22 protein-coding genes are annotated in these 17,703 nt (G+C 69.0%); 17 read left to right on the plus strand and 5 right to left on the minus strand.

The genetic code is table 11. The features are described from left to right. Positions 1 to 2 precede the first annotated feature (2 nt). The 7 genes from EDD40_RS30305 (at position 3) to EDD40_RS30335 (ending at position 5,969) form a co-directional block, all read left to right on the plus strand. On the plus strand, positions 3 to 797 hold the full coding sequence (locus EDD40_RS30305; RefSeq protein ID WP_123745956.1) for a ribonuclease HII: 795 nt from the start codon (positions 3 to 5) through the stop codon (positions 795 to 797). Beyond that, positions 797 to 1,120, plus strand: a complete 324-nt coding sequence (locus EDD40_RS30310; protein ID WP_015104440.1) for a DUF2469 domain-containing protein — start codon at positions 797 to 799, stop codon at positions 1,118 to 1,120. Before EDD40_RS30305 ends, EDD40_RS30310 begins: the two co-directional genes overlap by 1 nt. Positions 1,121 to 1,314: 194 nt before the next feature. Then, the gene (locus EDD40_RS30315; protein ID WP_123745957.1) at positions 1,315 to 1,668 is read left to right on the plus strand and encodes a YraN family protein; all 354 of its coding nucleotides are present in this window, start codon (positions 1,315 to 1,317) and stop codon (positions 1,666 to 1,668) included. After that, positions 1,668 to 3,104 (plus strand): YifB family Mg chelatase-like AAA ATPase, encoded by a 1,437-nt coding sequence (locus tag EDD40_RS30320; RefSeq protein WP_123745958.1) that lies wholly within the window; start codon positions 1,668 to 1,670, stop codon positions 3,102 to 3,104. Before EDD40_RS30315 ends, EDD40_RS30320 begins: the two co-directional genes overlap by 1 nt. Before the next feature lie 11 nt (positions 3,105 to 3,115). Then, a complete protein-coding gene (locus tag EDD40_RS30325) occupies positions 3,116 to 4,633 on the plus strand; it encodes a recombinase family protein (protein ID WP_148088950.1) in 1,518 nt (505 codons plus the stop codon). 326 nt (positions 4,634 to 4,959) lie between these two features. Continuing rightward, positions 4,960 to 5,196 (plus strand): hypothetical protein, encoded by a 237-nt coding sequence (locus tag EDD40_RS30330; protein WP_123745960.1) that lies wholly within the window; start codon positions 4,960 to 4,962, stop codon positions 5,194 to 5,196. After that, complete coding sequence (locus EDD40_RS30335; RefSeq protein ID WP_211348260.1) at positions 5,193 to 5,969, plus strand: phage antirepressor; 777 nt, start codon at positions 5,193 to 5,195, stop codon at positions 5,967 to 5,969. The genes EDD40_RS30330 and EDD40_RS30335 overlap by 4 nt, the downstream gene beginning before the upstream one ends. Before the next feature lie 113 nt (positions 5,970 to 6,082). Here the strand turns inward: EDD40_RS30335 and EDD40_RS30340 are convergent, their stop codons facing one another. Next, positions 6,083 to 6,337: a hypothetical protein gene (locus tag EDD40_RS30340; RefSeq protein WP_123745961.1), complete on the minus strand. Its 255-nt coding sequence runs from the start codon at positions 6,335 to 6,337 to the stop codon at positions 6,083 to 6,085. A 714-nt stretch (positions 6,338 to 7,051) separates the two neighbouring features. Here EDD40_RS30340 and EDD40_RS41155 point away from each other — a divergent pair. The 3 genes from EDD40_RS41155 to EDD40_RS30355 all read left to right on the plus strand — a co-directional run bounded on the left by EDD40_RS41155 (position 7,052) and on the right by EDD40_RS30355 (position 8,478). Beyond that, positions 7,052 to 7,267, plus strand: a complete 216-nt coding sequence (locus EDD40_RS41155) for a hypothetical protein (protein ID WP_148088951.1) — start codon at positions 7,052 to 7,054, stop codon at positions 7,265 to 7,267. Positions 7,268 to 7,298: 31 nt separating this feature from the next. Beyond that, entirely contained in the window at positions 7,299 to 7,694 is a 396-nt protein-coding gene (locus EDD40_RS30350) for a hypothetical protein (RefSeq protein WP_123745963.1), read from the plus strand. 130 nt (positions 7,695 to 7,824) lie between these two features. Continuing rightward, on the plus strand, positions 7,825 to 8,478 hold the full coding sequence (locus EDD40_RS30355; RefSeq protein WP_123745964.1) for a hypothetical protein: 654 nt from the start codon (positions 7,825 to 7,827) through the stop codon (positions 8,476 to 8,478). A gap of 281 nt (positions 8,479 to 8,759) precedes the next feature. Here the strand turns inward: EDD40_RS30355 and EDD40_RS30360 are convergent, their stop codons facing one another. After that, positions 8,760 to 9,545, minus strand: coding sequence for a hypothetical protein (locus EDD40_RS30360; protein ID WP_148088952.1), 786 nt, complete (start codon positions 9,543 to 9,545; stop codon positions 8,760 to 8,762). A gap of 74 nt (positions 9,546 to 9,619) precedes the next feature. Between EDD40_RS30360 and EDD40_RS30365 the strand changes: the two genes are divergently transcribed. Continuing rightward, the gene (locus EDD40_RS30365; RefSeq protein ID WP_123745966.1) at positions 9,620 to 9,859 is read left to right on the plus strand and encodes a hypothetical protein; all 240 of its coding nucleotides are present in this window, start codon (positions 9,620 to 9,622) and stop codon (positions 9,857 to 9,859) included. Between the two features lie 34 nt (positions 9,860 to 9,893). Here the strand turns inward: EDD40_RS30365 and EDD40_RS30370 are convergent, their stop codons facing one another. Together EDD40_RS30370 and EDD40_RS30375 are read right to left on the minus strand one after the other, a co-directional pair. Beyond that, positions 9,894 to 10,706 (minus strand): pentapeptide repeat-containing protein, encoded by an 813-nt coding sequence (locus EDD40_RS30370; RefSeq protein ID WP_170185241.1) that lies wholly within the window; start codon positions 10,704 to 10,706, stop codon positions 9,894 to 9,896. A gap of 238 nt (positions 10,707 to 10,944) precedes the next feature. After that, positions 10,945 to 11,745, minus strand: a complete 801-nt coding sequence (locus tag EDD40_RS30375; RefSeq protein ID WP_148088953.1) for a hypothetical protein — start codon at positions 11,743 to 11,745, stop codon at positions 10,945 to 10,947. A 94-nt stretch (positions 11,746 to 11,839) separates the two neighbouring features. Here EDD40_RS30375 and EDD40_RS30380 point away from each other — a divergent pair, with 94 nt between their 5' ends. The 6 genes from EDD40_RS30380 (at position 11,840) to EDD40_RS30410 (ending at position 16,658) form a co-directional block, all read left to right on the plus strand. After that, a complete protein-coding gene (locus tag EDD40_RS30380) occupies positions 11,840 to 12,829 on the plus strand; it encodes a tyrosine-type recombinase/integrase (RefSeq protein WP_246037911.1) in 990 nt (329 codons plus the stop codon). 232 nt (positions 12,830 to 13,061) lie between these two features. After that, entirely contained in the window at positions 13,062 to 13,730 is a 669-nt protein-coding gene (locus tag EDD40_RS30385) for a DUF3800 domain-containing protein (protein ID WP_123748387.1), read from the plus strand. A 492-nt stretch (positions 13,731 to 14,222) separates the two neighbouring features. Beyond that, positions 14,223 to 15,467 (plus strand): helix-turn-helix domain-containing protein, encoded by a 1,245-nt coding sequence (locus EDD40_RS30390; RefSeq protein WP_170185242.1) that lies wholly within the window; start codon positions 14,223 to 14,225, stop codon positions 15,465 to 15,467. A 45-nt stretch (positions 15,468 to 15,512) separates the two neighbouring features. Next, a complete protein-coding gene (locus EDD40_RS30395; RefSeq protein WP_123745971.1) occupies positions 15,513 to 15,722 on the plus strand; it encodes a hypothetical protein in 210 nt (69 codons plus the stop codon). Beyond that, entirely contained in the window at positions 15,710 to 16,063 is a 354-nt protein-coding gene (locus EDD40_RS30400; protein WP_246037914.1) for a hypothetical protein, read from the plus strand. Before EDD40_RS30395 ends, EDD40_RS30400 begins: the two co-directional genes overlap by 13 nt. Before the next feature lie 394 nt (positions 16,064 to 16,457). Next, on the plus strand, positions 16,458 to 16,658 hold the full coding sequence (locus EDD40_RS30410; protein WP_123745973.1) for a hypothetical protein: 201 nt from the start codon (positions 16,458 to 16,460) through the stop codon (positions 16,656 to 16,658). A 35-nt stretch (positions 16,659 to 16,693) separates the two neighbouring features. Here the strand turns inward: EDD40_RS30410 and EDD40_RS30415 are convergent, their stop codons facing one another. Beyond that, the gene (locus EDD40_RS30415) at positions 16,694 to 17,641 is read right to left on the minus strand and encodes a pentapeptide repeat-containing protein (RefSeq protein ID WP_170185243.1); all 948 of its coding nucleotides are present in this window, start codon (positions 17,639 to 17,641) and stop codon (positions 16,694 to 16,696) included. Positions 17,642 to 17,703 lie beyond the last annotated feature (62 nt).

Genomic DNA, 17,703 nt, shown 5'->3' on the forward strand with positions numbered 1-17,703 from the left:
GGGTGATCCGCAAGCCGCCCCGCGTCCAGGTCCGGCAGACCGCGGGCATCTGGGCCTTCGAGGCCGCGCTGGACCGCCGCGGGTTCGGCCCGGTGGCCGGCGTGGACGAGGCCGGTCGCGGCGCCTGCGCGGGCCCGCTCGTCGTGGCGTCGTGCGTGCTCAAGCCGGGTGACGCGGCGAAGTTCGAGGGGCTCACCGACTCGAAGCTGCTCACCGCCGCCGCGCGGGACCGGATGTACGACCTGGTGCTCAAGCGGGCGCGGGACTACGCGGTGATCGTGATCCCGGCCGCCGAGGTCGACCTGATCGGCGTGCACGTGGCGAACATCGAGGGCATGCGGCGGGCGGTCGCGCAGCTGGACGCGCACCCCGGGTACGTGCTGACGGACGGCTTCCCGGTGCCCGGTCTCACGGCGCCGAACATGCCGGTGGTCAAGGGCGACCGGGTGGCCGCGTGCGTCGCGGCGGCGTCCGTGCTGGCCAAGGTCACGCGGGACCGGATCATGACCGGTCTGCACGAGGAGCTGCCCGTCTACGGGTTCGACGTGCACAAGGGCTACAGCACCCCCGAGCACTCGGCGGCGCTGGTGGAGCACGGCCCGAGCGCGCAACACCGCTGGTCGTATGCGAACGTGGCCGCCGCGGCGCTGCGGCACGGGGTGGAAGCGCCGCACCGGGTGGCGCGCGGCGTGATCGGGGCCGCCGTGGTCCAGAATGGGACAACCCCGCAGACCAGCGGTGGCAGGCTCGCGACGAGGAGGGGCGCGGATTCGATGATTACCCGCGCGGAGGCGTAATGAGTGCAGAGGATCTCGAGAAGTACGAGACCGAGATGGAGTTGTCGCTGTACAAGGAGTACCGCGACATCGTCAGCCAGTTCTCGTTCGTCGTGGAGACCGAGCGGCGGTTCTACCTGGCCAACTCGGTGGACGTGCAGGTCCGCAACGCGGACGGCGAGGTCTACTTCGAGGTGCGGATGTCCGACGCGTGGGTGTGGGACATGTACCGCCCCGCCCGGTTCGTGAAGAACGTCCGCGTCATCACCTTCAAGGACGTCAACGTCGAGGAGCTGGACAAACCCGACCTCAGGCTGCCTGAGGACGGTCCGTTCAACTCCTGATACCCGCAAAGTCGCAGGGGCCCGCCCGTGAGGGTGGGCCCCTTTGCGTCTGCGGGCCCTTACCACGCGATACCGACATTTCCGTCGTCGCCATCCACAGCCCCTGAAGTTGTCCACAACCGGCGAACTGCCCGTCGCCCGCTCCCCGCCGCCCCGGCAAGGTCGAACCAGGACCGATTCCGGAGGAGTGGGACATGAACACGGCGACCGACCTGGGCAGGCGTGGCGAGGACGCGGCGTGCCGGTACCTGGAGCACCAGGGCCTGTCGATCCTGGCGCGCAACTGGCGGTGCGGCGAAGGGGAACTCGACGTCATAGCCACCGACGGCGCGCGGCTGGTGGTGGTCGAGGTGAAGTGCCGTTCGGGCACCACCAGGGGCACGCCGCTGGAAGCCGTGACGCCGGACAAGCTGGAGCGGGTCCGGAAGTCGGCCCTGCGCTGGCTGAGCGCCCACCGCATCGGGCGCGTGGAGATCAGGTTCGACGTGATCGCGATCGAGTGGCCGCCCGAGGGCAAGGTCCACCTGCACCACCTGCGGGGTGTGTGATGGCGCTCGCGCGAACGTGGTCGGTGGCGTTGTTCGGGGTGGACGGCGTGCCGGTGGAGATCGAGGCCGACGTCGGCGTGGGCACGGTGAAGACGCAGCTCCTCGGCCTGCCGGACGCCGCCCTGCACGAGTCGAAGGACCGCGTGAAGGCGGCCGTGCGCAACAGCGGGCACGACTGGCCGTCCCAGCGGGTGACGCTGGGCCTGTCCCCGGCCACGCTGCCCAAGAACGGCTCCGGCTACGACCTGGCCATCGCGTGCGTCGTGCTGGCCGCCGCGAAGGCCATCCCGGGTGAACGCCTGGCCGACACCGTCCTGCTGGGCGAGCTGGCCCTGGACGGCCGGGTCCGCGCCGTCCGCGGCGTCCTGCCCGCCCTGCTGGCCGCCAGGCGGTCGGGCCTGACCGAGGCCGTGGTCCCGGTGGACGCCCTCTCCGAAGCCGCCCTGGTGGACGGCATGACCGTGCACGGCGCCACCACGCTGGCCGACGTCCTGGCCTGGCTGGCGGGGGAGGGAACCCTGCGCCACACCACCCCGCCCGCCGCCGCCCCACCACCGGACGGCCCGGACCTGGCGGACGTGATCGGCCAGCCGGAGGCGCGGTGGGCCCTCGAAGTCGCCGCCGCAGGCGGTCACCACATCCTGCTGACCGGGCCGCCGGGCACCGGCAAGACCATGCTGGCCCAACGCCTGGCGGGCCTCCTGCCGCCGTTGTCGCCGGCGGAGGCCCTCGGCGTCACGGCGGTGCACTCCATCGCGGGGTTGCTCAGCCCGGAGACCCCGCTGGTCGCCACGCCGCCGTTCGTCTCGCTGCACCACTCCACGTCGACGGTGGCGCTGATCGGCGGCGGCGCCGGGATGGCGAAGCCGGGTGCGATGAGCCGGGCCCACCGGGGCGTGCTGTTCCTGGACGAGGCGAGGGAGTTCGGCACGGCGAAGCTGGAGGCGCTGCGCACGGCGTTGGAGGAGGGCGAGGTGCGGTTGGCGCGGCGTGACGGCATCGCCCGCTACCCGGCGAGGTTCCAGCTGGTGATGGCCACCAACCCGTGCCCCTGCGCGCCGCCGAAGGACATCGACTGCGTCTGCCTGCCCGCCGCGCGGAGGCGTTACCAGAGCAAGCTCTCCGGCCCTCTGCTGGACCGCGTGGACCTGAGGGTCGTGATGCGTCCCCTGACCGCCATGAGCAACGCCGAGATCACCTCACCGGAACCGACCTCCACCGTCCGCGAGCGGGTCCACAAAGCCAGGACGAGGGCCACCGAACGCTGGGCCTCCCACGGCTGGCTGACCAACGCCGAGGTCCCGGGCCCGGCGCTCCGCCGTGACTACGCCCTGCCTCGCCACACGACCTCCGTCCTGGACCGGGCACTGACCACCGGAGCGCTGACCGGCCGCGGCGCGGACAGGTGCCTGCGCGTCACCTGGAACGTAATCTAGCTGATGTGAACATGACTGACCAGCACAGCACCTCGGACCTGGTGCAAGACCTCCTGCGGCGGCACCGCGAACGGCTCGCGCTCATCCCGGAGCGGGGGGAGGTGCAGGGAGGCGTCTACCTCCGGATCAGCGAGGACCGGGAAGGCGACGAGCTGGGCATTGACCGGCACTTCGAGGACTTGCTCAGCCTGTTCAAGGCGCGGGCTTGGGCGCTGGACCGGCGGCACGTGTTCATCGACAACGACCTGTCGGCGGCCGGGAAACGTGACCGGCCGAACTTCCTGCGGATGCTGGGCGTCATCGGCCAGGGCGAGCTGAAGGTCATCACGGCCTGGATGCTGGACCGCTTCCTACGCGACCGCCCGGACCAACTGCGGCTCTACGAGCTGTGCGAAGAGCGGGAGATGCTCCTGTCGTTCGCCCGTGGCTCGGACATCGACATGGCCACGCCGGCAGGGCAGATGGTGGCGGACATCCTCGCGGCGGTCGCCCGGGGTGAGATCAAGGTCAAGGGCGACCGGCAGCGGCGGGCGCAGGAGCAGGCCGCGCAGCAAGGGCGGCGCGTCGGCGGTCGGCGGCCCTTCGGCTACGACGCCTCCGGCATGGTCATCGAGCCGCAGGAGGCCGAGGCCGTCCGCAGGGCCTACAGCGACCTCCTGGCCGGTGTGCCCTTGGGGCAGATTGCCCGGGAGTGGAACGCCGCCGGGCTGCGCAGCGGGCAGACCCGCTGGCGCGACGGTCCCAAGGGGAAGCGTGGCGAGCCGTCCGAGTGGTCGCACGACACGGTGCGCTTGGTGCTGCGCAATCCCCGCAACGCCGGCCTGCGCAGGTACAAGGGCGAGATCGTCGCTGCGGCCCGTTGGCCCGCGATCGTGGGCGAGGAGGTCTGGCAGGCCGCTGACGCGCTTCTCGGCGATCCTGGGCGGCGTTCCGGCGGCGCTGGTCGGGCCGGGCAGAGGATGCTGACCGGGGTGGCGCTGTGCGGGGTGTGCGGGGCCACGGTGCACTCCGGTCGCGGGGAAGCGGCCCGCCGTGGGTATCCCGTCTACCGCTGCTCCCAGAGCACCGGCCACGTCGTGCGCCAACTCGGCCCCGTGGACGAGTACGTGTCCGCCTTCGCCGTCGCGCGCCTGTCCCGGCCGGACGCCGCCGACCTGCTGACCACCCGGACCGGTCCCGACGTGACCGAGCTGCGGGACGAGGCGAACGCCCTGCGGGCTCGGTTGGACGCCTTGGCCGTCGAGTTCGCGGACGGCTCGCTCACCCAGAGCCAGCTCCGCGCCGCCACGGAGCGGCTGCGGACGAGGCTGAAGGACACGGAGAGCCAGCTCGCGGACGCCGGGCGCGCGTCGCTGCTCGGGCCGCTCCTGGCTGCGGAGGACGTGGCGGCGGCGTGGGAGGCGCTGGACGACCACCGCCGGCGCGCGATCGTGGACGCGATCATGTACGTGGTGGTGTTCCCTGTCGGGCGCGGACGCCGCAACTTCGATCCGGACACCGTGCTGGTGCTGCCGCGCATCGAGTCCTGAAGGCGCATGTATACCCCCGTCGTGGCCGGATTGTTACTTCCTGTTCCTCGGTGGGGCTATTTCCTGTGCCGTCTCCATGTCGTCTAGCAGTAGAAACGAAGCATTTGTGCCCCCGGCTGAATGGGGGTGTGAAATAACCCCTGTTCAGTGGGGGGATTACCCCTGTTCAGTGGGGGTATAGATGCAGGTCAGAGGCGTGGTGGTGATTGACCTAGTGTTGTTTACCGTCTTAACGTCAGCTTCGTAAGTACGGCGATGTGCGAGACGGTTCGGCCCAGTCGGGTGAAATGCTGAAACCGTTTTGCGCTGTAACCCTGGAGCGCGGAGTGACGAACGGTAAAAGGCGCGGGATCTCGCCGGAGTTGGCCAGCCTGCGCGGCAAGGTTGCTATGGCCGTCACGCGAGGTAGGCGTGACGAGGAAATCCAATACCGTCAGGAGCTGAAGGCCGCCCTGCTGGAGCAGCGCATCCAGGAGACCGTGGCGTCCTGGCCGCCGCTGACGCCCGCGATGCGCACCAAGCTCGCCGCGCTGCTCGCGCCGGTTGCCGGTGGTGCGGAGTGAGCGCCGTCGCCATCGCGGAGGAGTTCTGTCGCGACGATGCCGACTGCATCAGGGTCGTCACGCTCGACGGGCAGCCGTGGTTCGTTGCCGCTGACGTGGCCATGACGCTGGGGCTGGTGAACCACCGCAGCTCCCTCGCCCTCCTGGATGAGGACGAGAGGGGCGTACACACTGTGGACACCCTTGGCGGGCCGCAGTTGGTGACGGTGATCTCCGAGAGCGGGCTCTACTCGCTGATCCTGCGAAGCCGGAAGGCGGAGGCTCGGGCCTTCCGGCGCTGGGTCACCTCCGAGGTGCTTCCCACGATTCGCCGGACCGGTGCCTACTCGACCGGTCAGCCCGTTCGGCCCGCTCTGCCCCGGACCTACGCGGAGGCCCTGCGCGAGCTGGCCGCCACCGTGGAGCGCGCGGAGGCCGCTGAGGCGGCCACGGCGGTCCTGGAGCCTCGCGCGCAGGCGTGGGACGGCCTGGCATCGTCCGGGGCCGACTACTCCGCCCGGGAGGCCGCCGCCATCCTCGGCCGTGCGGGCATCGGGACCGGCCAGAACCGCCTGCTGGACACCCTTCGGGATCTCGGGATGGTGGACGGCCGGGGGAAGCCGTACGCCCGCCATGCGCGGCACCTGCGGCTCAAGCCGGTCAGCTACTACCACCCCTACACAGGGGTGCGCACTCCCGGGAAGCCGCAGATCAGAGTCACCGTCGAGGGCCTGGCCTACCTGCACCGCAAGCTGGGCGGCAGGCAGCCGCTGGAGATCGAGGCGAAGCCGTGAGCGCACATGGGAAAGGCCGCCCCGCTGGAGACGGGACGGCCTCGGACAACCAGAGTGACCAGGGCGATTCTAGGGCGCACACGCCGTTCACGATGATTCCGTTGTGGCTGCTCCTAGCCGAGGAAGTCACGCCCCGCGCGAAGGTGCTGTACGGCGTCCTCCGTCAGCACGTCAACACCAAGGGCGACAACGGTCCTGGGTGGCTTGATGGGCACGCCTGGCCCTCCCACGAGCGTCTGGCGGAGCTGGTGGGTGTGCGGAGCCGTCAGGCCGTCATCAAGCTCGTCCGCGAGCTGGTGGACTTCGGTGCCGTCGGGATCGAAGGCGGCCAGACCGCCGGGCGCACCACGAAGTACCGCGTTCGCCACGACCCGCCTCCCGGCTTCAGCGGGCACGCCGTGTTGCCCTCGGGCCGGGCAACGGTGGGCACAGCGGGGGTGTCAACTTCAGCGCACACCCCCGAACGGTCAGCCCTCCGCCGTGAGGTCCAGGAGGCGAAGGTGTCATCTCCAGGTGACACCCCCTGTGATCTGGAGATGACACCCCCTGTCAACTCCACCTCACACCTGGTGTCACCTGGAGATGACACAACCAATACCTATGAACTAGACCCAGTAGAAGATGGGGAGATCCAGACCCAACCACTCCGTGGTGGCGCGTCGCCTTCGGCTCGCGGCGATGACACGGCCGTGGAGGGCATCTCGAACGACGCCCCGGAGTCCAGCACCTCCCCGGCGTCCTTCCCGGTCTCACCTCCCGACGTGGTCCAGTTCAACGATGGCCAGGACAGGGACGAGTCGGCAGCGCCCTCCTTGCCGTTGCCGGGTGCCGGTTGCGACCGGTGCGGTTCCACCCCTGCCCGCGTGGACAACCGCGACGGTGCCCGCGCGTGCCGGACGTGCCGCCCGTGGGCGTGGCAGGACAGCGGCCCGGAGGTCCCGACAACCCCGGCCCCGGTGATCGCCTCACAGGAGCGCTCAGCGGTTGTCCCGGACCTGTCGGGCGTCGCAGCGGCCCCGCTCACGTCCCCGGCCGCCCCGAGCTTCCCTACCCGGCGTGCGTCCTCACCGCAGGGGCAGTCCTTGGACCGCTTGCGGGCGGCGCTCACCGACCGCGACGCCACCGCCTGCGGCCGGCTCGCGTGGCAGACCGTGAGCGTGAGCAAGCCGTACGAGCGCGTTCGGGAGTCGCAGCTCCGCCAGCTCTACCGGCGGGCGTTCATCGGGGATGCGTCGGCGCTGGCCGAACTACAGCGCCTCGACCTGCCCGCCGACGTGACGTTGCCGGAATCGGCATGAGCCTCCGGGCTCCGACAGAAAGGGCGGTCAGATGACCGGGCCATCCCATCCCTTCCCCACACCGGACCTGCCGTACTACCCCTGGCTCAGCGGCCTCAACCAGCACGAGGACGAGAAGACGTTGCTGCACCCCAACGACCTGCCCAGGATCGACCCTTGGGCGATCGACCCGCCCCGGCCCGAGCCGCTCGTTCCGGAGCTGCCATTGACCGAGCTGCGGCAGCTCGGCGGCTACCAGGAGCCCGTGGCCGCCGACGTGGCACCGCATCACCGCACGCCCAGGGGCAGCGACCTCGGGCGGGCGGCCTCAGCGACCGGCAGGCCGCACTTCGCGCGCAACGTCAACGGCACCGAGGTGTGCGGCCAGGACGGCGACCCGTGGCCGTGCTCCGGGGCTGCACCCCTCTCCACTGGGGGCGCGCTGTGACGACGCCCGACTACTACACCCCGCGCCCGCCCTCAGGGCTCGACGTGGTGGGTTACGCCCGCAAGGTGGCGGACTCGATCCACCGGAACAACCCGCTCACGGACGCGGTGGTGAGCCGCGGCCTCATGCGGTGGGTGGGAACTACCCCGAGCCCGGCACCGACCAGAACAAGTCCTTCGCCTGGATTGGGCGGTTCCTGCCCAGTGACACCAACCTCGACGGCAGCCCACCTCAGTCGGGGGTGGTGTTCCTCCGGGACCAGGCGGGCCCCACGTCCTACGCCTTCGCGCTCTACGACCACGCCCCTGATGGCGGTGGGGGCCTTCGGCAGACCATCCACCTCAACGACGGCAACGACAAGCCGGTCATGACGGAGTCCCGCGTCCAGGGCGGCCTGGCCTTCCCGAGCACTGCCACTGGCTGGACCGCACGGGATGCCCGTATCTGGCCCCGGACCGACCAGGCGACGTACGAAGACCTCTGGGAGACCCACCTCCCCGTCACGGGTGCGCGCCTGCACGGCTACCTGGAGGGCGGTTCTTTCTCCGGGGCCACAGGGGAACTGGTGCTCCGGGTGGAAGCCTTCTACCTGGGCGGGCCTGCCACGGTCGCATCCCCCGCGCTGGCCATCCCGGCGGGTGCACGTCCCCTGGTGGCGATCGAACTCGACGTGAGCGCCTTCGTCGGCACCCTGGCGAAGGTCAAGGTCGTGGGGAGGCGCACCAGCGCGGCCGGAGAGGTCGGCGGCATCCCGCTCGGCGTCCACTGCCGTTCGACCGCCTGAGGGGGAGCCGTCCATGTGCGAGCGCATGAACGAGGCCCGGGGCGCTGGAACCCCATGAACAACGGCCGGCGGGGCGGGGCGCTGAGGGCAGGTAGGACGTTCGGCGGCGTCGAGTCGGCGCCGTCCGCACCCCCATCCAAACGGGGTGTATTCAGCAGTTCCCGTGAGCGCATCCGCGAGTCCGATCCGTCATTGCTCCACCTGCGCGCGTTCACCGGCGAGCCGAGGCGCTGGCCGAACTCAAGCGCCTCGGCCTGCCGACCATCGCGGCTTGCAGGCGGTCAGGGCGCGGTGCCCAGCTTGTCGTACAGCACGACAGCGCTCTTTGTGGTCAGTGCGGCCGTCATGGTTAGCGCCAAGACCCGCTCGTACGTGTTCTCCGTCTTGGTCATGGACACCGTGGGGTCAGCAGTGGGCAGCTTCTCCAAGACCTCGGCAAACCCCAGCATCGGCCACGCACGGCCGTGCGCGAAGCCGGAACAGAGACGCCAGTAGAACAGCACGTCCAGCGGGTGCTGCGAGTCCAGGTGCGTCTTCGCAGCCGTCACGGCTTCGGTGCTGGAGTAACCACGCTTGATCGTGTCGAAGGGCAGCCCACGTGCGTCGGCGACAGCCTTGATCTTGTCCTTCCTCTTCTGAAGCGGCGTCGGCACTGAGATGCCGATCTCCGTGGCGGCCTTATCGCCGTCGCTCACGTCCTTGATGTACCAGCGGAGCCCGCGTGTGATCCGTTCTTCGCTGGCGGCCGGGGCCAGCATCCAGAGGGCAGTGGAAGCGCACTCCAGTACCCCCCGAACCACCGTCGCCGGGGCGGCCACGTGTAGAAACCCCGTCTTGAGCACCAGAGCGCAGGCGGCGTGAAGATGATCAATGGCTGTGGTGAGGCACGCCCTGGCCGCGAATGAGACCTGGTACGGGCTGCTGAGGCTGTCGTCCACGGCCAGCGGACTGCCAGGTTGGATGTTGAACCCCTCAGGCGTGCCAGATCGGTCGATCAGCCTCGTCGCGAACTCGGCGATCTCGATCAGCTTGGCTTGGGCGCGCTGCTCGTCGGATTCAGTGGTCATCGCAACATCAAACTGCGCGGCCCTACCGACCAGCCTTCGGGGCGTCCGACGCGGCATATGGCATCGTCCACGTCATGCCGATGGACGACGCTCAGGGGTGGGGGTACCAGCTCGAACAACCGTGGCCGTCACCAGGGACGATGGGCATGGTCACACGCAAGGGCCGGCTCTTCCACCGCGACGAGAACTGCCCGGGGTACCAGCAGGGCGTTCGTATCTCGATCAAGCGTGCGCGCAAGCTCAGCCCGGTCGAGCTGGTGACTGCTCAGCAGGCCAAGGAGCGCGGCAAGGGTTGTTGCAGCGTCTGCTGGTAGGGCAGCGCGGATGGTTCGCAGGCGGAGCTAACTGCTACCACCACCTGCCCTTGGTGTCCTCCGAGGTGTGTGCGCCCTTGATCGAGGTGTCGCCGTTGTGCTTGGTCATGGTCAGGTCGGCACCGCCTAGGTAGGCCCCGTCGAACTTCGCGCCTGACAAGTCCGCCCCCTTCAAGTTCGCATCAATGAGGCTTGTGTGAGGGGAGTCTTCAGAGTCAAACCGTGCGTTTCTGAGGTTGGCCGCAGTCAACCATGCACCAGTCAAGTCGGAGCCGCTCAAGCTGGCGTTCGAAAGATTGGCTCCCGCTAGGTTCGCCCCCCGTAAGTCCGCCCGGCGCAGACACGCGCCGCTGAGGTCGGGGTACACCCCCTCGTCATCACCGAAGTCCCGCCGGCCCAGAACCGTTAGGGCGGTTTGAACGTCTGTAGCAACCGGCTTGTCAGGGCATGAAGGTGTGGTCTTGGGCCAGGTCGTCTCTGGGGGCGGTGTGGTCGAGCGGATGAAGGCGGACAGGACTTCATTGATCGCAGGCTGGTCACGAGCCGAGTCCTTGCCCAGCCTCTCCAAGGCGTAGATGCCGCCCAGACGGGCTTGCAGGTGGTCTGCGCCCGTTTTGTCGAGCTGATCAATCGCCTTGGTGTAGCGGTCGGTGAACTGCGCTTCGCGGCTTGCGTTCACCGTTAGAGCGGAGAAGATGACCGCGCCTACCGCCGCAAGGGCCGTGAACGCTGCGATGGCAGCCTGCCAGGTCGCGATGGCTGCCTGCCAGTCGCGCGGCTTCTTGGCCTTCTGCGCGGAAGCGAGTCGGGGGCGACGAGACCTGACGACGTTGGGGCGTGCGGCCACACGGAGCGAACGTCTCTGGCGAACTATGGACACCCGCACAAGATCGCAGGTCCCCTCATGAACAACGGCCAGCGGGGCGCCGTCGGCACCCCGGCCAGGCGGGGGCATCCAGCAGTCCTGTGGGGGCATCCGCGAGTTCCACCCGTCGTTGCTCCAAGAGCGAGTGCTCAAGGGCGAGTCGAGACGCGGGACGGACTTCAGCGCTTTGGTCTGTCGACCGTCGCGGCAGCGCAGGCGGTCAGGGCGCGGTGCCCAGCTTGTCGTACAGCACGACAGCGCTCCTAAGCGCGACCTCTGCGGTCGTGGCAAGCATGGCAACCCGCTCGTACGTGTTCTCCGTCTTGGTCACGATGACCTTGGGGTTCTCAGGGTCTGAGGTCTTGTCCGTCGCCGTGGCAAACACCATCGTCGGCCACGCCCGCCCATGGGCGAATCCCGAGCAAAGACGCCAGATGAGGAGCAGGTTCGATCGCTGCTGGGTGTCCAGGCATGTCTCCGCTTCGGAGACAACCTCGGTGCTCTGGTAGCCGCTGTGGACCGTGCTGGAGGAGATGCCCAGTACGTCGGCGACTCCCTTGATCCTTTCCTTCGCGTCTTGAAGCGGTGGTGGCTCCGGGGCACCGACCTCCGTCACGGCCTTATAGCCGTCACGCATGTCCTTCATGTACCAGCGCAGGCCGCGTGTGATCCGCTCGTCGCTAGTGTCCGGACTCAGCATCCAGAGGACCGGCGAGGCGCACTCCAGGGCTCCGCGGATGACTGTTGCCGGAGCGGATAGGTGAAGGGTTCCCGACTTGAGGACCAGGGCACACACGGCGTGCAGATGATCAGCGGCGGACAGGATGCACGCCCTGGCAGCGAACGAGAGCTGGCAGGGCGTGCTGAGGTCGTCGTCTGCGGCCAAGGGACTGCCTGGCTGGATGTTCAACCCGTCCCGTGTTCCGCAGCGGCTGAGAAGCTCTCCGGCGAACTCGCCTATCTCCACCAGCCTGCTCATGGCCTGCTGTTCGGCGGGCTGCTCGTTCGGATTTGTCGTCATCACGCTATGACACGCTCCGACCCTCGATCGGGGGTACTGCCGAGCAGGCATCACACTCGATCGTGTGGTCTGACTCATGATAAGTTGTCATATCGTGAGTCAGGATCTGGTTGCGGTCGCACCCACCGACGCCCTCCCCGTCACGCCCACCGAGCGCCTGGCGGTGCTTGAGGTGGCAGCCGAGCAGTACGTCCGCACACAGCGGCCCGCGAACACCCAGCGCGCTTACGCCGCCGACTGGAAGGTCTGGACGCGGTACGTCACGGAGTTGGGCATTCCGGAGGACTCCGCCACCGCCGGGGCGCTCGTCGGCTTCGTGGTGTGGCTGGAGCGCCAGGACGCCGCGCCCACGACCGTGGACCGCCGCCTGGCCGGTGCCGTCGTCGGCCTGCGCCAGCGCGGCGCGGAGCCGCCGAAGGCCGCCACGGAGGCCGCCCGCGCCGCCCTGAACGGCTACCGGCGTCGGCTCGCGGAAGCGGGGGAGAAGCGCGGACGGGGGAAGGCTCCCGCGATGGAGGTCAAGCACCTGCGCGCCATGTCCGCCGCGTGCCCCGACACGCTCACCGGCATCCGTGACCGCGCCCTGGCGCTGCTCGCGTTCGCCATCGCGGGCCGCCGCTCCGAGGTGGCCGCCCTGCTGGTGTCCGACGTGGTGGAAGCACCGGAGGGCCTGGTGGTCACCATCCGGTCCGGCAAGACCGGTGGGCGCACCGTGGCCGTCCCGCACGGCTCACACGAGAGCACCTGTCCCGTCCGGGCCTGGCGCGCGTGGCTGGCCGCCTCCGGCATCACCGAAGGCGCGGCCTTCCGGCGCATCGACCGACACGGGCGCATCCTCGGCGGCCTGGCCGCCCAGTCGGTCGGAGCGGTCATCACCCAGGCCGGGGAGCGCGCCGGGGTCACGGTGCGGTTCACCGGGCACTCCGCCCGCGCGGGCCTGGTCACCGAAGCACGCCGGGCCGGGCACGACGCGAAGACGATCAGTCAGCACACTGGCCACGCCCCGAACTCCCGCGTGCTCTACGACTACATGCGCACCGTGGACCAGTGGGCCGACAACGCGGCGGCGGGCATCGGTCTGTAGTGCTGAGAGGGGTGGAATTCTTCGTTCGCGTAGAACGTCTGTTCGATTCGGTGAAGCAAAATTGAGCATGCTCTAGCGCTGCTACGTGCAAACATCGCATTTGGACCAAGGTAGATTACTGCATGCAGGTGGTAGACGGTTGCACCGTTCTCGATCTAAGTGCAGAGGGTTCCCCGCACCGTCGGAGTAGTCTGCTGGGTCACCACAGAGAGTGATCAGCAAGGGGGACCGGATGGCTCGTCGGTACCTGTTCTCGGATGAGAGCGGAGACCTCCAGTTCCGGGCGACCTCACAGGTCAGCCGGTACTTCGCCGTGGGGACCTTGCTGATCGAGGAGCCGGAGTTGGGTGAACTACGTCGTGCACTCGCCACCGCCAGGGACGAACTAGCCTGGGCGAAGCACGGTCTCGACTCGACCTTTCATGCGACGACCGATAGCCAGTACGTCAGGGATGCGGTCTTCGAGGCGTTGAAGCCGATCGACTTCCGGGTAGATGTGACGCTGATCGACAAGCCGAAGGCTCAGCCGAAGATCAGGCCCGACGAGCCCACGTTCTTTCGATACGCCTGGTACTACCACCTCAAGTACCTCGCGCCGCGAACCCTCAAGGCGAACGATGAGCTGTTGGTAGTCGCGGCTTCGATCGGCACGAAGAAGGGGCGTGCCGCGTTCCGTGGGGCGATCGAGGAGGTGATGACCCAGTGCGTACCGTTCCGGGTCAAGCGCACCTTGGCCTTCTGGCGAGATGAGTCCGACTTCGGTCTGCAAGCGGCCGACTACTGTACGTGGGCGGTCATGCGCGCGTGGGAACGTGGCGACGACCGAAGCCTGAAGTTGATCAGAGACAAGGTGTACAGCGAGTACGACATCTTCAAGTCCGGCACGCAGACCTACTACTGATCCTGAAAAGCACGAACCCCCGGCCAACTAGGCAAAAGCCGAGCCCAGGGGCTCTTTCGTCGGACGGGGTCGCGCTCCATGAGCCTAGCGCGTGTACACGCATCGAGTTACTCCCTTTGGCGTGATGGCATTCGGTTGGCATGTGATGTACGTCACACTCGTTTGGCTCAGGGCTTGAGGTTGTATCGCGCTCGTTGAGTGCTTCCGTGCAGGTCACGAGCCTCCTGGGCTTGCACTCAAGATCAATGCCGGACCGTGCAAGCGAATGGCGTTTGGCCTAGTGCAACTACTCCTTCCGGCTTGGCTGCGGGTGTGACTCGCCGCCGTCAGCGACAGAACTGAGGCCGTCGGTCGCAGGTAGCTGAAGATCCAGTCGCTGCCCCACGTACCCGACAACTCTGTACGGTCTGAGGGGCCGACCGCTGGTTTCGTTATGTGAGTCATGCACCGAAGTGGCCCGGCTATCCACAAAAGAGTCCGGAGGTGATGCGGATGGACACCGAGAGCGGCACGTGGCCTGAGCCGTCCCCGTCGGAGATCGGCGGACGGGTACGGACGATTCGCCGCCGTCGTGGTCTGTCACTCGAAGTGGCCGCAGGGCTCACCGGAATCAGCAAGCCATACCTGTCCATGCTGGAGAACGGGCGACGCCGGTTCGAGCGGCGCGGCCTACTGGAAGATCTTGCCGCCGCTCTCGGCTGCTCCGTCGCGGACCTCACCGGCCAGCCGTACCTGCCGGGCGACCGGGCCAGCGCGGACGCCCTGGCGACGCTGCCGGGTATCTCCGTAGCCCTCTATGACGCCACATTGGACGACGTGCCGGACATGCCCGCGCGACCGTTGCACGAGCTGGCGTCGTGGGCGGCCCGCGCGAACGAGCACAGCGCCCACAGCCGCTACGGCGCGGCCGGGCGGAACCTCGGCGCGCTGCTGACGAACCTGCACGTCCACGCCGTCACCGGCACCGGAGATGACCGACGCACGGCGCTGGCCGCGCTGGCGGAGGCGTGCGTGGTGGCCTGCGGGGTGGCGCGCAGCCTCGGTAATCAGGACTTGGCGGTGACCGCTGCCGCGCGTGGACAGGAAGCGGCTCGGCGGCTGGAGTCCCCGGCCCTGTCCGGGTTCACCGCGATGACCAGCACGGGCGCACTCAGCCGGTTGGGCGCGCGGCACCGGGCGGAGAGGGTCGCCGGGACGGAGCTGGAGCGCCTGGTGGACGTGGCCGACCCGACCGCGCCGGACACGGCGACGGCGGAAGCCGCGGGCATGTTGCACCTGTCGGCGGCGCAGATGGCCGCGAAGTCGAACAGGGCGCAGGACGCGGCGGCGCACCTGGCGGAGGCCGCCGTGCTTGCGGAGCGGACCGGGGAGCGGAACACCCTGTGGTTCAGCTTCGGCCCGGCCAACGTCCGCGCCTGGGCGCTGTCGGTGGCCGTGGAGTCCGGCGAAGGACCGGCCGAAGCGGAGCGGATCGAGGCCACCCCCGGCTACGACCAGTCGCTGACCGCCGCCGACCGCCGGGCCGCCCTGCACTTCGACCTGGCGCGGGCCTACGCGCAGTCGGGCGGCGTACGTGACGCGGCGGCCGTGCGGCACCTGGACACGGCCGACAGGGTGGCTCCGCAGCGCATCCGTCACGACCCCGTGGCGCGCGAGCTGCTGGCGGAGCTGGACCAGCGCGCCAAGGTGCGGACGTGGGAACTGCGCTCGCTGAAAAACCGGCTCGGCGTGGGTTAACACGCTGTGAACCCCTACCTGCCGGGGGCGTCCTAGCGTCCCGGCATGGCCCTGATCCTGTTCCTGCTCGGCGCGGTCGCCGTGCTCACCATCGCCTGGTGCGCCGTCCCCGCCCGCCGTGAGCTGCACCGCCGGGCCGCCCGCGTGCCCACCGCACCGAACCCGCCTTCGACGGGCGCGGACGGTCCCGTCTCTCCCCCGGCCGCGCCCGTCCTTCCTTCCGTCAAGGCCACGGGGGCGTCATGGCGGGGCTGATCATGCCCGGCCAAGGGCACGCGGAGATCGTGAAGGCGTACCCGGTGCTGCGGTACCTGGTGGACCTGCGCGAAGGCGGCTGGCGGTTCCTGCCGATCGAGCCGGGCCGGGACCAGATCGACGGGTACCGGCAGTGGCCCGGCCCGTGGCGTGACGGAATCCGCTTCCAGGATGAGGACGACGCCCTGGGCTTGCGGCTGCGCTTGGACGACGGGGTGCGGATCACCTGGGAGCGCACGGGCACGCTCGCGGAGGTCGTGAACGAGCTGCTGATCCTGCCCGCCCCAGACTCACGGCTTGCGCCGCGCCTGGCAAAGGGCCACGGCCCGGACCTGCGATGACCACCCCTGTGGTGCAGGGGCCGCCTGCGCGGGCGGTCGGGGTGTTCCGGCGGCTGGCGCACCTGGTGGACGCGGACACGCGCACGCTGGACTTCCGGGGCCTGCGCCTGCACGTGGCCCGCTGCGGAGCGATGTGCGCCGTGGTCCGCGCACCGCTCCCAGCCCGGTCGATTCGTCCGTCCGGGTGGTGTTCAACCTGCACGTCCGCCCCGGTGGGACTGGGGTCGGCGTTACTGGACGCAGCCGTGCGCCACCGCAGCCCAGGCCAGGCGGTTCACGGCAGCGACACCGGCTCGTGACCGACGCCCCTGCTTGGTACCCCTGGTCCTCCCGCCATTCGGTACCGCGCGGCGTGGTGCTCGCGTGGCCAGTGGTCCACGGCCATGGTGAAGGCGTGCGGGGCCTCGAAGTGCTGCTTCCCGCTGACGTGACCGCCCGCGAGTACGCGGCCGTTGCGTGTGCCGTGTGGGCCGTGCTGAACGCGGCCGGACTGGGGGAGGACAGCTCGCTGCGGCCTGACGGCATGGCCAGCGACGCGGAGATGAACGCGGCGTTCGATGCCGACGTGGCGGGCTACCCGTGGGGGCTGCGATGACCGAGGCAGTGACCGGACGCGATGACGCTGTTGGCTTAGTCGGTCCCTTCCAGCGACAGCCCTTCCGGCAGCACCGTGCGGTCATCAACTACGACGCGGTCCAGTTGAGCCTGGGTGAGTTCCGCATCCTCCAGCCTCGTTCCTTGGAGCTGGGCGTCTATCAAGGACGCACCTTGAAGTTTTGCACCAATTAGCCTCGCTCTCTGGAGCCGTGCTTGGTTCAGGCTTGCCCCTTGCAGGTCGGCACCTTTCAGGTCCGCGCCTTGCAGCGAAGTGATCCACAGAAGCGCCCCTCGGAGTTGGGACTCTCGAAGATCCGCTCCTTGGAGTCGGGCCACCCACAGGTCCGCCCCCCGAAGTTGGGCACCTCTCAGGTTCACGCGTTCGAGCCGTGCGCCCATCAGCTTGGCATTTTGAAGGTGTAGTTCGCTCAGGTCGATCCGGCCTCGCTCACGCTCGGGTCGATCCGGGCGTCGACCGAGCGCGGTCAGTGCGGCCTGCACGTCCGCTTCGGGCTCGGAGGGGAGTTCGGGCGCATCGATGGCGATCGGCGGGTGCATCCACCGGTCATCTACCGGTTCCTTCCCCGCCGCGCGGGGTGTCCGGTCGCGGATGAACGCCACCAGCACCTCGACCACGTCGCCATGGTGCACGGGGGAGTCCCGCATGACGTGCTCCAAGGCGTGCACGCCGCCGATACGGACGTACAGCTCGTCGGAGCCCAGCCGCTCCAAAGCCTTCGTGAACCGGTCGGTGACCTGCCCCCGGTGTGCCAACCTGTAGTTGCGCGCGGTGTAGAGCAGACCGGTGGCGACGACCAGCGCACCGCCGATGGACACCACGATCAGCCGGGCGTTGTGCTCGGCGGGCAGTCGGTGCTCCGGTTTGATCTGTGTCAACACGTCCTGGTTGATCAGTAGATTAGGCGCGCGCCAGATCAACACTCCGTACAGCGCCAGCAAGACCAGACCACCCACGATCACCCCGGCTGCTCGCATGATCGGAACGGCGAGAGGCCGCAACCATTCGGCAAGCCACCATCGGG

The organism is Saccharothrix texasensis (genome assembly GCF_003752005.1).
In the GTDB taxonomy this organism is placed as follows: domain Bacteria; phylum Actinomycetota; class Actinomycetes; order Mycobacteriales; family Pseudonocardiaceae; genus Actinosynnema; species Actinosynnema texasense.